Origin of the sequence: Streptomyces sp. NPDC053755 (assembly GCF_040677675.1) — a bacterium.
GTDB lineage: Bacteria > Actinomycetota > Actinomycetes > Streptomycetales > Streptomycetaceae > Streptomyces.
The window spans coordinates 256,652-271,891 of sequence record NZ_JBFASK010000001.1 but is presented as its reverse complement, the minus strand read 5'-3'; the positions used below and the strand labels follow the sequence as shown (position 1 = coordinate 271,891).

13 protein-coding genes and 1 tRNA gene are annotated in these 15,240 nt (G+C 70.8%); 6 read left to right on the top strand and 8 right to left on the bottom strand.

Annotation, left to right across the window (positions count from 1 at the left end; translation table 11 throughout):
• The first annotated feature begins 229 nt into the window (after positions 1-229).
• The gene (locus AB0K65_RS01200; protein ID WP_365713020.1) at positions 230-1,030 is read left to right on the top strand and encodes a hypothetical protein; all 801 of its coding nucleotides are present in this window, start codon (positions 230-232) and stop codon (positions 1,028-1,030) included.
• Between the two features lie 135 nt (positions 1,031-1,165).
• On the opposite strand, the gene AB0K65_RS01195 is transcribed toward AB0K65_RS01200, so the two are convergent.
• From AB0K65_RS01195 to AB0K65_RS01170, 6 genes are all read right to left on the bottom strand, one after another.
• A complete protein-coding gene (locus tag AB0K65_RS01195) occupies positions 1,166-3,745 on the bottom strand; it encodes an FG-GAP-like repeat-containing protein (RefSeq protein WP_365713018.1) in 2,580 nt (859 codons plus the stop codon).
• A gap of 58 nt (positions 3,746-3,803) precedes the next feature.
• Positions 3,804-4,928, bottom strand: coding sequence for an FG-GAP-like repeat-containing protein (locus AB0K65_RS01190; protein WP_365713016.1), 1,125 nt, complete (start codon positions 4,926-4,928; stop codon positions 3,804-3,806).
• A gap of 238 nt (positions 4,929-5,166) precedes the next feature.
• Positions 5,167-6,432 (bottom strand): FG-GAP-like repeat-containing protein, encoded by a 1,266-nt coding sequence (locus AB0K65_RS01185; protein ID WP_365713014.1) that lies wholly within the window; start codon positions 6,430-6,432, stop codon positions 5,167-5,169.
• A gap of 116 nt (positions 6,433-6,548) precedes the next feature.
• Positions 6,549-7,004 carry a hypothetical protein gene (locus AB0K65_RS01180; protein WP_365713012.1) on the bottom strand — a complete coding sequence of 152 codons (456 nt, stop codon included), beginning with the start codon at positions 7,002-7,004 and terminating at the stop codon, positions 6,549-6,551.
• 596 nt (positions 7,005-7,600) lie between these two features.
• Complete coding sequence (locus AB0K65_RS01175; protein WP_365713010.1) at positions 7,601-7,774, bottom strand: hypothetical protein; 174 nt, start codon at positions 7,772-7,774, stop codon at positions 7,601-7,603.
• A 99-nt stretch (positions 7,775-7,873) separates the two neighbouring features.
• Positions 7,874-8,266 (bottom strand): hypothetical protein, encoded by a 393-nt coding sequence (locus tag AB0K65_RS01170; RefSeq protein WP_365713008.1) that lies wholly within the window; start codon positions 8,264-8,266, stop codon positions 7,874-7,876.
• A gap of 217 nt (positions 8,267-8,483) precedes the next feature.
• Here AB0K65_RS01170 and AB0K65_RS01165 point away from each other — a divergent pair, with 217 nt between their 5' ends.
• The 3 genes from AB0K65_RS01165 (at position 8,484) to AB0K65_RS01155 (ending at position 11,455) form a co-directional block, all read left to right on the top strand.
• Positions 8,484-9,479 (top strand): LuxR C-terminal-related transcriptional regulator, encoded by a 996-nt coding sequence (locus AB0K65_RS01165; protein WP_365713006.1) that lies wholly within the window; start codon positions 8,484-8,486, stop codon positions 9,477-9,479.
• 340 nt (positions 9,480-9,819) lie between these two features.
• On the top strand, positions 9,820-10,035 hold the full coding sequence (locus AB0K65_RS01160; RefSeq protein WP_365713004.1) for a DUF6243 family protein: 216 nt from the start codon (positions 9,820-9,822) through the stop codon (positions 10,033-10,035).
• Between the two features lie 430 nt (positions 10,036-10,465).
• Complete coding sequence (locus AB0K65_RS01155; RefSeq protein WP_365713002.1) at positions 10,466-11,455, top strand: LuxR C-terminal-related transcriptional regulator; 990 nt, start codon at positions 10,466-10,468, stop codon at positions 11,453-11,455.
• Positions 11,456-11,757: 302 nt separating this feature from the next.
• On the opposite strand, the gene AB0K65_RS01150 is transcribed toward AB0K65_RS01155, so the two are convergent.
• On the bottom strand, positions 11,758-12,381 hold the full coding sequence (locus AB0K65_RS01150) for a TetR/AcrR family transcriptional regulator (protein WP_365712999.1): 624 nt from the start codon (positions 12,379-12,381) through the stop codon (positions 11,758-11,760).
• Positions 12,382-12,520: 139 nt separating this feature from the next.
• Here AB0K65_RS01150 and AB0K65_RS01145 point away from each other — a divergent pair, with 139 nt between their 5' ends.
• Both AB0K65_RS01145 and AB0K65_RS01140 read left to right on the top strand, forming a co-directional pair.
• Positions 12,521-13,315 (top strand): alpha/beta hydrolase, encoded by a 795-nt coding sequence (locus AB0K65_RS01145; protein WP_365712997.1) that lies wholly within the window; start codon positions 12,521-12,523, stop codon positions 13,313-13,315.
• Between the two features lie 195 nt (positions 13,316-13,510).
• Positions 13,511-14,785: a M23 family metallopeptidase gene (locus tag AB0K65_RS01140; RefSeq protein ID WP_365712995.1), complete on the top strand. Its 1,275-nt coding sequence runs from the start codon at positions 13,511-13,513 to the stop codon at positions 14,783-14,785.
• Between the two features lie 86 nt (positions 14,786-14,871).
• On the opposite strand, the gene AB0K65_RS01135 is transcribed toward AB0K65_RS01140, so the two are convergent.
• Positions 14,872-14,942 (bottom strand) — tRNA-Gly (locus AB0K65_RS01135).
• Positions 14,943-15,240: the final 298 nt, after the last annotated feature.

Here is a 15,240-nt window from a genome sequence, read left to right as displayed (position 1 = left end):
TACTCGCAGCCTACTCCGCCGCGGGGGCGGACGCGGGGTTTCCGGCGGGCGACATCCGGGGGAGTACCGCGCGGGTGCCGAGGGGGAACACGGGGCCCTCCGGCGCAAGGACGTCGCCCGTTCGAAGGCGAGGAGACGTTTCCGCTGTTCCGGAGGCCGCCGAGGCGAGGCAGGGATCCCGGCGCGCCCACGTCCTGGGCTCTCCCCTTCCACCCGGAGGTGACCGTCCGTGGTCCTCGTCATCGTCGTCGCCGCACTGGCCCTGCTCGCGGGCCTCGCCGCCAACCGCTTCCTGCGGCCCCGTCTCATCAGCGAGGACGACGACTCGGGCATGGCCGTCAAGGACTTGGTCGGCCCCCTGCTGACCCTGACCGTGCTCCTGCTCGCGTTCGTCCTCGTCACCGCCAACGGTTCCTACGGCAAGGCCGAGGTCGCCTCTCGCGGCGAGGCCCGAGCCGTCGACCAGCTCGTCGAGGCCGCCGAATACGCGCCCGACGCGCAGAGAGCCGAGGTCCAGGCGGACGCCGTCTGCTACACCCGTGCCGTACGCGAGCAGGAATGGCCCGCCATGGCCGACGGCAAGGGCTCGGCGGCCCCGAGCGTCTGGTCCACCGACTTCCGCCGGGTCTTCCGCGAGTTGGACGGCAAGCCCGCCTTCGGCATGCTGGTGGCCGCCGACAACAAGCGCTCGGAGGAGCGCGAGGAGCGGCTCACCCAGGCGACCGCGAGCATTCCCGGTGTGATCCTCTGGTTCCTGCTGGTGACGCTGGTCATCACGGTGGTGGCCCTCGGCGTCTGTCTGCCCCGCCGCAACAACCGCGGGCAGATCATCACCCTCACCGTCATCACCGCGCTCCTCACCGCCGCACTGTGCATCATCCGCGATGTCGACCGTCCCTTCGGCGGCGTCATCAGCGTGAAGTCCACCGCCATCGCCGAGGCCGAACGGCAGGCCACCCGCGACTTCCTGACCCGCCACACAGCGGCCGACCTGCCCTGCGACGCGCGGGGCAACCGGCGCTCCGCCTGACGGACGGACCGTGCGACGTACGGACCGCCCGCCGCGAGGTACGGGCGGGGTCGGGCGCCGAGAAGCCCCAGGCCGACGAGACGACCTGGGGCTTCGTTCACGAGTGGACGGAGTGGCGCACGCCCCGCCTCGGGGTCACCAGCCGCCCGTCACGTCCCGGGCCGCACCGAACGTGGTGTCGCCCCGGCCCGACCAGGCCTTCAGCTTTCCCGTGGCGTTGTCCCGGGCGAGCAGGTCCGCCTTGCCGTCGCCGTCGATGTCGCCGGCCGCGGTGGTCTGGGAGAAGGTCCAGCCCCAGGTGACGTGGACGGGGGCGTTGAAGTAGCCGCCCGCGTTGTGGGTCCACATCTTGAGCGAGTCGTTGGAGGGGTCGCGGGCGATGATGTCGGCCCGCCCGTCCTCGTTGAAGTCGGCTGCGATGGTCTGGGTGAAGTCCCAGCCGGCGGTGAGGTGCGCCGGGGCGTTGAAGGTGCCATTGCCTCGGCCGGCCCAGATCTTGAGGTTGCCGTCGGGGTCCCTGGCGATGAGGTCGGTCCTGCCGTTGCCGTCGAAGTCGGCCGCGGTGGTCTGGGTGAAGTTCCAGCCACCGGTCACGTTCGTCGGGGCGTGGAAATAGCCGTCACCCTGGTTGACCCACAGGCGGAGCGTGTTGTGGGGGATGCTCTCGTCGGCAGGGCCTTGGTAGCGGGCCATGATGTCGGCCTTGCCGTCGCCGGTGAAGTCCCCGGCGACGGTCTGGGAGTAGTTCTGCCAGCCGCCGGTGCGGTCCTGCGCCGCGGCGAAGGTGCCGTCCCCGCGGCCGAACCAGATCTTCAGGGTGCCCGTCGGGTCGTGCCGGGCCATGAGGTCGGAGATCGAGTCGCCGTTGAAGTCGGCTGCCGTGGTCTCTCCCATGGGGAGCGACGCCCGAGGGGTGCGGTCGGCCAGCGTGCGGGCGAGGAGCTCCGTGCCGGCGTCGTCGAAGTGCAGCTTGTCCGGGCTCGCGACCGAAGGCCGAAGGGCGTAGGGGTCGTCGAGGTCCTTGGTGGCGACGTCGAAGTCGATGTAGTCGTCGATGTCGCTCGTGGTGCGGATGTAGTCGTTCACCGCCTGCCGGACGGCATCCTTGACGCGGAAGGTCGAGGCGGCCGAGGTGTAGCCGGAGAAGCCGGGGATGGTGGCGACGGTGATCCGGACCCCTCGTGCACGGGCCTGGGACGCGATCGTCCGGATGGCGTGAGTGACCGTTGCCGCCGACGCGCCGTCGGTGATGTCGTTCACGCCCTCGTAGAGAACGACCTCACGGACGTTGGGCTGGGAGAAGACGTCGCGGTCGAGGCGGGTGACCGCGCCGGGTCCCTGACCCCCAGTGACGTCCCTGGCAATGCGGTTGCCGCTGAGGCCGGCGTTGAGGACCCCCCTGCCGTCGCCCTTCTCCTTGAGGAAGGCCGCGTAGAAGTCGGGGTAGCGCTTGTTCGCGTTCAGGCTGCTGTGGCCGGCGTCGGTCTGGGAATCTCCGAGGGCGACGACGGTTCCCGGGTTTCCGCTCGTGGCCACGTCGACACCGCTGACCACGCCCCAGAATTCGATGCCGTCGTTCGGGAAGGCGTTCTGATCCACGGAGGTCGTCCGGTCGCCGCCCTTCCAGACGGTGGAGTACGAGGTGGCCTTGGTGTAGGCGTGGTGGGCGAAGAACTTCACCGTACCCGGCAGGTAGTAGCTGACCAGCAGGTTCTTCCCGGCGGTGACAGGGAAGGCGACCGGATCGCTGACGATCTCGCCGCCGGCCGGAAGGGTGGCCTGCTGGCTGCCGCCGAACGTCACGGTGACCGGGGTCTGCGTGGCGGTTCCCCCGGCGGACTGCGTGGCGACCGTGACGTGACCGAGCTTCAGCGGGTCGGGAGAGAACGTGTTGGCGAACCGCAGGCGGACCGTACTGCCGCTGGTGTGCGGGTTGACGACCATCCGGAGGGTCTGGTTCGTCCAGTCGGGATATCCCCCATCCATGGAGGTGGACGCCGCGTTGCCGATGGAGGCGGCCCAACTACCGGTCCAGGAGGCCCCGCCGGGCGCGGCCGGGGTGCTGCGCACCGCCATGGAGAAGACGTGGAGGCGCCGGCCGCCCGAGGACGCGGCGGGCAGGGTGACCGAGGCGACCGTCTTGCCCGCGGTGAGGGGGACGGTGACCGCGAACAGCTTCACGGGGGTGGTGCCGCGCGCCGAGCGGTCGAGGACGACGGCCGCGGCGAGGGTGTTCCCCGCCTCCCAGTCGCCGACGCCGTCGAGCGTGTACGCCGAGGTGCTGCCGTCGCTGTAGTGCACCGTGCCGGACCCGGTCACCGTGCCCCCGGTGGCCGTGAGCAGGAGGCCGAGGGCGTTGCCGGCACCGGCCACCGGGACCCGCTGGCCGTCGGCGACGATGTTGTCCGGCTGGCCGGGCGCCACGTCGGGGAGCGTGTAGGTGGTGCCGTTGACCGTGACGCGCGCTCCCCGCGCCCACCCGGCGGCGCTGAGCGCGTCGGCCGACAGGCTGTCGCCGCTGCCGTCGAGGTTCGCCACGCCCGGGTTGGCCTGCGTGGCGATACCCGCGTTGTTGAACGCGCTGCCGAACGTGGGGTAGGTGGTGGTCTCGGCGGCGGCCACGGGTATGGCCGCGAGCCCGGTGGTGGCCAGCCCGAGGACGAGGGCGGCCGCCACGACTCTCGTCCTGGCGGACCCGAATGCGGTGCGGGGCATGGAGAACTGCCTTTCCTGGTCTGGTCGATGTCGTCGAACGCTGCCACCAGTCTGGTGGTTACCAGCCGCCGGTGAGCTTGGCGGCGGTGCCGAAGGTGGTGTCGCCGTGGCCGGCCCAGATGGTGAGGTCGCCGGTGGTGTCGTTGCGGGCGATGAGGTCGGCCTTGCCGTTTCCGTCGAAGTCGGCGGCGGTGGTCTGGGAGTAGTTCCAGCCTGCGGTGACGTGGACGGGGGCGTTGAAGTAGCCGCCGGGGTTGTGGGTCCACATCTTGAGGTTGCCGTTGGTGTCCTTGGCGATGATGTCGGCCTGGCCGTCTTCGTTGAAGTCGGCGGCGGCGGTCTGGGTGAAGTTCCAGCCGGCGGAGAGGTGGGCGGGGGCGTTGAAGGTGCCGTCGCCTCGGCCGGCCCAGATCTTGAGGTTGCCGTCGGTGTCCTTGGCGATGAGGTCGGTCTTGCCGTTGCCGTCGAAGTCGGCGGCGGCGGTCTGGGTGAAGTTCCAGCCGGCGGTGACGTTGACGGCGGTGTGGAAGGTGCCGTTGCCGCGGCCGGTCCACATCTTGAGGTTGCCGTTGGCGTCCTTGGCGATGATGTCGGCCTTCGCGTCGCCGTTGAAGTCGGCGGCGGCGGTCTGGGTGAAGTTCCAGCCCGCGGTGACGTTGACCGGGGAGTTGAAGTAGCCGCCCGGGTTGTGGGTCCAGATCTTCAGCGTCGCGGAGGCGTCGCGGGCGATGATGTCCGCCTCGCCGTCACCGTTGAAGTCCGCCGCCGCCGTCTGCGTGTACACCGCGGCCGGGGGTACGTCCACGGGGAACGGGTCGGCGGGGTCGGAACCGAGTCCCACCTGAGGGCCGCAGACGGGCCACTGGTTCTCGCCCGCGGCGTCGAGGAGCTTCTCGCCCATCAGGATCTGCTCGTTCTTCGTCGCCTGGTGCGGGTAGGCGGCGTATTGCGTTCCGCCGATCGACTGCCAGGTGGCGAGGCTGAACTGGAGGCCGCCGTAGTAGCCGTTGCCGGTGTTGATCGACCAGTTGCCGCCGCTCTCGCATTCGGCGAGCTTCTCCCACGTACTGACCGAGGCGGCGTGGGAGCTTCCGGCCGCGCCGCCGAGCGCGACGATCGCGGAGCAGGTCGCGAGGGAGAGGGCGAGGGTACGGCGGCGGACGGTGGAGGTGCGGGAGGGCATGGCGAAGGAACCTTCCGGGCGGGAGAGCGGGGAGAAGAGCGAGGAGGACCGGCCGCGTCGCGGGCCGGGGGCCGGTGCCGTACCGATCACGTCCGTACGGCACCGGCGAAGGCGGGTGCAGCGGTCACCGGGTGCCGGTGATCCGGGCGGGGGGCCGAAGGTGGTCACCGGCCGCCGGTGAGCCGGGTGCTGGTGTGATGCTCACCGGCCACGGGCCGGCTCGGTTCCGGTGCGGTGGTTACCAGCCGCCGGTGAGCTTGGCGGCGGTGCCGAAGGTGGTGTCGCCGTGGCCGGCCCAGATGGTGAGGTCGCCGGTGGTGTCGTTGCGGGCGATGAGGTCGGCCTTGCCGTTTCCGTCGAAGTCGGCGGCGGTGGTCTGGGAGTAGTTCCAGCCTGCGGTGACGTGGACGGGGGCGTTGAAGTAGCCGCCGGGGTTGTGGGTCCACATCTTGAGGTTGCCGTTGGTGTCCTTGGCGATGATGTCGGCCTGGCCGTCTTCGTTGAAGTCGGCGGCGGCGGTCTGGGTGAAGTTCCAGCCGGCGGAGAGGTGGGCGGGGGCGTTGAAGGTGCCGTCGCCTCGGCCGGCCCAGATCTTGAGGTTGCCGTCGGTGTCCTTGGCGATGAGGTCGGTCTTGCCGTTGCCGTCGAAGTCGGCGGCGGCGGTCTGGGTGAAGTTCCAGCCGGCGGTGACGTTGACGGCGGTGTTGAAGGTGCCGTTGCCGCGGCCGGTCCACATCTTGAGGTTGCCGTTGGCGTCCTTGGCGATGATGTCGGCCTTCGCGTCGCCGTTGAAGTCGGCGGCGGCGGTCTGGGTGAAGTTCCAGCCCGCGGTGACGTTGACCGGGGAGTTGAAGTAGCCGCCCGGGTTGTGGGTCCAGATCTTCAGCGTCGCGGAGGCGTCGCGGGCGATGATGTCCGCCTCGCCGTCACCGTTGAAGTCCGCCGCCGCCGTCTGCGTGAAGACCGGAGCGGGCGCGGCATCCACCCCGCCGATCGGCGAGACATAGCCGCTGACCTTCTGGGAGTTGTAGTAACCGTTGCTGATGGTGCCGTAGGTCACGGCGCCACTCTGGTTGCCGCCGATGGTGGTGATGGTGCCGTCGGCGTTGATGGACTTCACCAGCGCCACGTGGTCGGCGTATCCGGCGCCGTTGTAGTTGAAGACCACCGCGTCACCGACGTGCGGGGTGCTCTGGAGTCCGCCGTTGTACTGGCCGAAGCTGCCGGCCGCCGCGGTGAGACCGGTGACGTTCACACCGGCCTGGGCCCAGACCCACTTCGCGAAGTCGGCGCACCACGCTTCCGAGCAACTCCCGTAGTAACCGGAGCCTCCTGCGCTGTTCGTGTCGCACGGCCCGTTGCCGAGGTTCTGCTCGGCTATGCCCGTGATCGTGGTGCCCACACTGGCCGAGGCGGGATGGGCGCCGGCGAAGACGAGGGCGGGAGCGAGGGCCGCGGTGGCGAGCATGGCCTGAAGCGTGCGGCGAAGAGCGAGCTTTGACATTGTTTGTCTCCTGTTTTCGGGCATGGTGAAGTTCGTGTGGGCACGTGGGTGCCGGGGTGGTGCCGGGTGTGTGAGGAGCGGTCGGTCGGGCGAGGGAGCTGCCGGTCACGGACGGCTCAGGGGGCGATGACCACCTTGGCCGCGGCCACGCCGGCCTGCTGGTTGGACGGCTGGGAGACGGCGTGCACCTGGAGTTCCGTGACACCGGCGCGCAGGCCGGCGTCGAGCGCGACCCGATAGCGGATCGTCGTCACCGCGTTCCTGGGCAGGGGCGCACCACCGGTGGCGGCGAGGAGATAGTCCATCCCCGAGGCCTGCGGCAGTGGGGCGGGCCGCCAGGCGTGGGTGGACGGATCGAAGCGCTCCAGACGGCCGGCGACCGAACCGAGGGGCGCGAGCCCGCCGTCGTACTGGTCGAACCGCACCACGGGGGCGATCAACGGGAAGTCGGTGTCTCCGGAGTTGCGCAGTGTCACGGTGAACTCCACCGGTGCGCCGCCGGAGACCAGTCGGGGCGAGGCCGGCAGGTCGTCGATCTCGACGGTGAGCCGCGCGGAGTCGGCGACTGTCAACCGTCCCTCGGGGAGACGCTGCGACTGCCCCGCGGGCGGGGTGGGAATCGGAACCGGGGCGGGCGGAGCCGTCCGCGAGCCCTGGGGTCCGCCAGGGGTGCCCCCGCGCCGCGGAGGGAGCACCGCCTGCGGTGACCGGGCGGCTGGTGAGGTGGCCGACGGTTTCGAGCCGCCGGGAGCCGACTGGGCCGATGCGGCTCCCGCGGTCAGGGCGTGGGGAGGTGAGGGTGGAGAGCTTCCGCAGGCGGTGAGCGGGCCGGTGATTCCGACGGCGATCAGCACGGCTGCGGCGAGGTGTCGGGTGGAACGAGTGCGGGAGCTGACGTACGGCATGGAGGCTCGATTCCTCTACGGGGGCTGACGAGGGGTGAAGGCCGGGCGTGGGGCCTAGCCCCAGATCACGAAGTCGTCGGAGGCGATCGACAAGGCGAGGACGGCGCTTCGGCGGGAGGTGCAGGGCTTGGGCATGACAAACCTCCCGGTGGCGAAGCGGTGAGGACGGGGGGAGGGCGGCGGCGAGGACCTCGGGCCGCGGTCGCGTCGGCTGACCGGACGCGCTCTCGTCAGGGGATCCGCCCCGGTGCGGGCGGACACTGCTACTGCCAGGTCATGTTGTCGGTCCCTGTGGCCGGAGGAGCGTCCGTGGTGGTCGCCTCGGCGACGACGGACTCGGAACCCGCGGTGGTGGTCGCGGCGGCGGTGCCGAGGAGGACGGCGCCGAGGGCGAGGACGGTGACCGCGGCGGTCTCGGCGATACGGGTGCGCAGCATGACGTGGTTCCTTTTCCTGAGTGGGCGGTAGGACTCCGGATCGCATCCCGCGGTGATGCCGCATCCAGTGGCCCGACCGGGTCTCCCCGGCGGCGAGTTCTAGCTTTCCCCCAGCTCAGGCCCGGGAGAAGAGCTTTCCTGTGGACGGAATCGGCCCTGGACGCTTTCGTCCACGGCGGCCGGACCGGCGACGCCGACGAAGGATTCGTAGACGGGAGCGAGGAGCGGCACGTATCCCTCGACGACCTGCCACCCCCGCAGTTCGGGCCGCTCGGCCACCACCCGCCGACAGGCCGTCAGCGCCAGCTCCTCGGCCTCCTCCAGGCGGTCGGCGAGCAGGTAGACGCCCAGGACGGGGCGGGCGGGGGTCGTGAGGTGCACGGCGACGTGCTCGACTCGCCCGAAGGCGGCGACGTCGCTCACCCAGACGCCGATCTCCTCGGGAACGTGACCGCCCACGGGTCGGCGCAGATGGACGTGAACGAGATACATGTCCGTCAGGCTTCCAGCTGCGGCAGCCGCTGACCTGCCCGCTTTCGGGCCGGTTGGGGACATGGCCGGAACAGGCCACGGGGTCGGTACAACCCCAAGGCCGGAATCGGCCAAGGGGTTGGAACGGTCTTTTCTGCCTGGTCACCGATGGGTGTACCTGGCATGATCCTCGTCCGTCGATCTACCTGTCGAAGACGTTCCGGGGGGGATGTTAGAGATGCTCGTGGAATTGGGCCTGGACAGCACGGCAGAGGCTGTCTACCGGATGATGCTCGCCCACCCTCGGCATGGTGTGCGGGCCATCGCCGAGAGTCTGAACCTGGCCGAGGGCCAGGTCCGTACCGCGCTGGACACACTCAGCGAACTGACGCTGATCCGGCCGTCGTACGAATCCCGCAACCAGCTGCGGGCCGTGCCGCCGGCCCTCGGCATGGAGGTCCTGATGGCCCGCCAGCAGGCCGAACTCGCCGCACGCCAGCAGCGCCTGGAAGCCTCACGGGAGGCGGCGGCCCGTCTCATCGCCGACTACGCGACCCTGACGCCCACGGTCAGCGGACCCGGCGTGGAACAGCTCGACGGCCTCGACCAGATCCGCGAACGCCTCGCCATCCTGACCCGGGACGTACGGGAGGAGTTGCTGGGGCTGAACACCGACGGAGCGCAGACCGCCGAAGCCATGGAAGCGTCCCGCCCGCTGGACCAGGAACTCTTCGATCGTGGCGTCCGCATGCGCACGGTCTACCTCGACAGCGTCCGCAACGACGAACCGACCCTCGGTTACGCGGACTGGCTCACCACACGCGGCGCTCAGGTGCGCACGGCACCGATGCTGCCGACCCGGATGATCGTGGTCGACCGCAAGACCGCGGTCATCCCGCTCGCCAGCCAGGACACCGCGGTCGGAGCGGTGGTCCTGACGAGCGACGGCATCGTCACCGCCCTCTGCGCGCTCTTCGAGACCATCTGGGCCTCGGCCCAGCCTCTCGGAAGCGGCTCCGCGCACGACGAACACGGTCTCACCGCACAGCAGAGCGCGACGCTCCAGCTCCTCGCCGCCGGTCACACGGACGACGCCATAGCCAAACGCCTGGGAGTCTCCTCCCGCACGGCCCGGCGTATCGCCACCGACCTCATCGACCGGCTCGGCGCCCGCAGCCGCTTCGAAGCGGGTGCCCGCGCGGTCCAGCGGGGCTGGCTTCCCCAGTCGGCCTGACGGGTCGCGCGGGGCCCTGGCAGACATGAACGACGACGCGGCCCCAGGTTGCCGGCCTGGGGCGTGTTTCGAAAGTCCCGCCTCCTGGTGCCGCGTCGAAACGATCACGCGGACGCGCACGCACCCGCCCCCGCCACCCGCGCCGGCGCCCTCACCGTCGGGGCGGCGCATGCGTGGCGTGCGGTGCCGGCGGTACCGGGTAACGTCTTTGGCATGTTCTTCCAGACGCCGATTCACGAGTGAGAGCGTGACGGGCTCCCGCTGACGCCCTCCGGCGTCGCCGCGCCCGTCCCCCACCGAGGAATCCGTAGATCACTTCACATCGTTACCGGGAGAACCCATGACCGTGAGCAAGAACATCAACAACCCCGTGGGCCAGGGCGGCGGCCAGCGCAAGAGACTGTCCCGCGCCGAACGGCAGAACAACGGCCCGCACCGCAACCTCGACCGCCAGGGTGCCGCCGACAAGAAGGCGGAGCTGGTGCGCAAGATGCGCGAGAAGGCGGAGTCGGCCGAGGCCGCCGGTCAGACGGGCGACGACGCCGCGCAGAGCTGACACGATGCCGCCGCGGGGCGGCAGCCCACCGGGCAGCCACAGGTGCAGCGGCCCCGGCGGCCGGACTCTTACGGGCACGCGCATGGCGCGCGGGTCCGAAGAGGTCAGGAGCTTACGAAGCCCCAGGTCACTGACCCGGGGCTTCGTGGTGGAGAGACGCTGGTGGAACGGGGCTCGCAAGGATCGTGCCGGTCGGACCGTGCGGCGGAGAGGAACACCGGCTCAGGCGCGGGGTACGTACCGAACGGCTCCAGCGGCCTGAGCACGGCGTGAACCGGCACCCCACAAACGAGATCCCAGGGCGGGTGACAGGTGCACGGGTCACCATCGATGTCACTCCGGGCAGTGGCCGGAGTAAGCCCCTGCCTGGCCCCGCGGCGCTGCCATACAGTCGTGCGATCACCGCCAGCTGCCACAAGGGGGGCACCGCATGCGCACCGCACTCGGCCTTGATGCCATGTCGGAAGCCGTGTACCGCGGCATGCTCGCTCATCCACAGGAAGGCCTGAGCGCCCTCGCCGAGCGTCTCGGGACGACCCTGACGGTCGTACGCCAAGCCGTGGACACCCTGAGCGAGCTGTCTCTCCTGCGCCCGTCCGGCGAACACGAAGGGCTGCGGGCTGTCTCCCCCGACATCGGGATGGAGATCCTGATGGCTCGGCAACAGGAGGAGCTCGCCGCTCAGCAGCTGCAGGTCGAGGCTTCCCGCATCGCAGCGGCCCAGCTCATCGCCGACTACGCCGATCTGCGCCCTGCCCAGATGCACCCGGGCGTCGAGCAGCTCATCGGCATCGACCAGATCCGTGACCACCTGAGGCGACTGACCCGGGACATGCGCGAGGAGGTCATGACGTTCGCGCCTGCCGGCGCCCAGAAGCCCGAACACATCGAGGCGGCCAAGCCGCTCAACCGCGACCTTCTGGAACGCGGCGTCCGGATGCGCACGGTCTACCTCGAGAGCGTCCGCAACAGCCCCCATACCGTCGCGTACCTGAACTGGCTCGCCGAACTCGGTGGCCAGGTCCGTACCGTCCCCTCGCTGCCCACCCGCATGATCGTGGTCGACCGGGCCACCGCCGTGATTCCGGTGAGCAGCGACGACACCGCGGCAGGCGCCGTCGTCCTGACCGGTCAGGGCACGCTCACGGCGCTCTGCGCCCTGTTCGAGCGCGTGTGGGATGCCGCTCAGCCGCTTGGTGATACGGCCGGCGTCAATGAGCGGGGGCTCAGCGCCCAGGAGCAGAGTGTGATCGAGCTTCTCGCCAAGGGCTGCACCGACGAGGCGATCGCGACGCGCCTCGGCGTGTCCCCGCGCACCGCCCGCCGCCTGGCGAGTGACCTCATGGAGCGACTGGGGGCGCGCAGCCGCTTCGAGGCAGGTGTCCGCTCGGTCCAGCAGGGCTGGCTCCCCGCCCGCTGACCGGGAGGCGCGGAACGCGGGGTGGTGCGAAGGAGGTGCACCGTGCACCCCATCGCCGCCCAGCGGGAGCGGTTCGACAGACGTCGGCGACCCGGCGGCGGCCCGGTCTTCGCGTGCAGCCGGGAGAACCGAACAACGCCGGGCACCGCCCGGACCGCGGGGACCCGACGCCGCCTGCCGCAGCAGAGCCGGAGAGGGGCGGACGTCCGGCCGACGACGAAGCCCCAGGTCGTCGCGGCATTGTTACCAGGCGCAGCACGAACGGCGGTGCGGCCGATGCGATGGGGCGTGGCCACCACCGCTCACGAGGTGACCGGAGCGCGGTACGCCGCGAGGAAGGTGCGCACGCCGGCCGTCGCGTAGCGGTCGAGGTCCGCCTCCGCGTGCCGGGCGCTGCCGTGGAACATGGCCTGGTTCACGGGGATCCACAGCAGGAGCCCCGCGAAGTGGTGCGCGGCCAGCACCGGGTCGTCGGTGCGGAGTACTTCCTCGTCGTCGAGTCGCCGGAAGGTGGCGGCCAGGGTGACGAGGACCCGCTCGAAGCCCTGCTCGTACCAGGCGGCTCCGAGCGCGGGGAAGGCGTCGGCGTTGGCGATGATCAGCCGGCGCAGCCGGATGACCTCGGGCCGGGTGAGGGCCGCCAGGAGCCGGCGGGCGAGACGGGTCAGGTTCTCGTCCAGTCCGTCGGCCGTGGCGGGGACGTCGGCCACCAGCTCGATCATCCCGTCGATGCGGTCGGTGGTCGCCAGGATGATCTCGGAGAAGAGCTTCTCCTTGTCCGCGAAGTGCTTGTAGACGGTCTGTTTGGAGACGGCGGCCAGCTTCGCGATGTCGTCCATGCTCGTTCCCGCGTACCCCTTGTCCAGGAACACGGCGGTCGCGGCGTCCATGATCGCCTGGTGCTTGCGTGCCGAACGGCTGTCCATCGTCGACTCCTCTTGCCCGTCGTCTCCCCGCCCCCGAAGAGTACTGGACTGACCAGTACCGCAGTGGGTACTGTACCGTCCAGTTCCGAAGCGGTGGAGGCTTCCGGCCGGACCGCGTACCTGATGGGGGTTGTCGCACATGGACAAGGTCATCTCTGCCGACGGCACGGCCATCGCCTTCGAGGAGCGGGGCTCCGGCCCCGCGGTGGTGCTCGTCGGCGGCGCCTTCATGACACGGCACGCCTCCGCGGAACTCGCGGATCTGCTGTCCGACCACTTCACGGTGCTCACCTACGACCGTCGGGGCCGGGGGGACAGCGGCGACGGGCCGTCCTACGAGGTACGGCGTGAGGTCGAGGACCTGGACGCACTGATCGAGCACACCGGCGGCGAGGCCATGCTCTTCGGCATGTCCTCCGGCGCCGTGCTGGCGCTGGAGGCCGCGGCCCGGGGCAGCGCCGTGACCCGGCTCGCCCTCTACGAGCCGCCCTTCGTCACCGACGACAGCCGTCCGCCGCTGCCCGCCGACTACGTCGCCCACCTGGAAGGACTCGTGGCCCGGGGCGCGTACGGCGACGCGGTGGCCTACTTCATGACCGCGGCCGTCGGCCTGCCGGCCGAGGTCGTCGCCGGCATGCGGCAGGCCCCTTTCTGGGCCGGCATGGAGGCCACCGCCCCCACGCTGCCCTACGACGGGCGGATCATGGGCGAGACCATGTCCGGCCGCCCCCTGTCCGGCGACCGCTGGCGGACGGTGACGGTCCCGGTCCTCGTCGGCAGTGGTGACGCGGGCGCCCCGCACATGCTCACCGGCGCACGCGAACTGGCCGCGCTCGGAGACAACTTCACCCTCCAGGTCTTCCCCGGCCAGGAGCACGACATCGACCCGAAGCTCCTCGCCCCCGCCCTGACGGCCTTCCTCACCGCCGGGTGACAGGCCGGATCCAGCTCTGTTCGCCCATCGGGGGCGCGGCGCGGCGGGCCGGTGCGGCTGGACGGGTGTAGTTCGGCACCCGACTCCGGCGCCACCCGCCGGGAGCGCCCGTCCCCGGATTACATGGGCCTGCGCCTCGGCGCGGGGCGTGCCGGTGCCCTCCACGGTCCCGGACCCGACGACTGGAAGAGCACCATGGCAGAGCACGACCCTCGCCACCGCACCGGCCGCAGCCCGCTGCGTCGCGGGCTCGTCACCGCAGCCCTCGCGGTCGGCATGCTGACGGCCGCGGCGGCACCCGGATTCGGAACCGGCGCGACCCCGCCGACGCCCGGACCGCAGTTCACCCCGTTGACGGCGGCGGTGATGACCGAACCGGCGCCCTTCCGGGCCACGGACGGCAAGACGCACCTCTCGTACGAACTGCTCACCACGAACGCACTGCCCAGCACCGCGAAGGTGCGGCTCGACCGCGTCGAGGTCCGCGACGCCCGCACGCACCGGGTGGTGGGCGCGCTGAGCGGCCAGGCGCTGGCCGATGCCGCCAACCCGGTCGGTGACCCCCTGCCGGGTGCGGACGGCTCCACCCCGGCGCCCCCGGGGCCGACACCGACCCTCATCCCGGGCTCCCAGCAGTGGGTCGTCTGGATCGACCTGGCCCTGGACCGCGACCGGCGGGTGCCCGAGGTCCTCGAACACCGCCTCTCGGGTGCCGTCCTCACCGCCTCCGGCTCCTCCCCGTTCGAGGAGACGGTCCAGGTCACCCCGACCGACCGCGCCGCGCCGATGAACCTGGACCCGCCGGTCCGCCCCGGCACCTGGTACTCCAGCGAGTCGTGCTGCGGCAACACCCACCACCGCCGGGGCCTCGGCCCGATCAACGGGCGCTTCTACGTACCGCAGCGCTTCGCGATCGACTGGTACCGGGTCGGCGAGCAGGGACGGACCTGGGAAGGCGACCCCGCCCGGCTCACCAGCTACCTGAGCTACCGGCAGCCGGTCGTGGCGGCGGCCGGCGGCAGGGTCGTGGAGGTCCAGGACGGGATCCCGGACAACACGCCGCCCGTCGCCCCGCCGGTCCCGCCGATCGAGGAGACCGTCGGCAACCACGTCACCGTGGAGGTCGCGCCGGGCCGCTACCTGCTCTACGCCCACCTGAAGCCCGGCTCGCTCAGGGTCCGGGAAGGCGACCACGTCGAACCCGGCAGGGTCCTCGGCCTGATCGGCAACAGCGGCAACTCGACGACGCCGCACCTGCACTTCCAGGTGATGACCACGCCCGAGTTCTTCCCGACCGACAGCCCGCCGTTCACCTTCCGGGAGTTCCGCGTCCTCGGCCACGTCGAACCCCGGATCTGGGACGACAACCTGGGCCTCCAGCCGACCGGAGTCCTGCCGATCACCCCCTCGCCGCACGACGGCCCCCACCGCGCCAGGTACCCGCTCGACCGCGAGGTGCTGGAGTTCTGACACCTCCCCGGCCGTGGAGCGCGTGACGCCCAAAGACGCCGGACGACGACGAAGCCCCAGGTCGCTGACCTGGGGCTTCGTAGAAGAGCGGATGACGGGAATCGAACCCGCGCTATAAGCTTGGGAAGCTCATGTTCTACCATTAAACTACATCCGCGCGGCGGACCGAAGATCGGTACCGCAGACTCGGACACTGTACCCCATGCCGATGTTCGCGGCGAAGCCCGTCCTCGCGGAGTGCCGCGTGGAGCGGTGTCCTCTTGATCCCCTAATGTGGCTGTCTCGTCCACCACTTGTCGGGGAAGGGACTTGATGGGTTCGATGGAGCGCACCGTCGTCCGTTGTGCCGAAGGGCACGTGTTCAGTACCGCTTCGTTCCCGCTGCAGCAGCTCGGGGCCGGGCGGATCGGGCCCGGGCGGCTCGTCCGGTGTCCGCGGTGTGCGCGGTTGCGGCA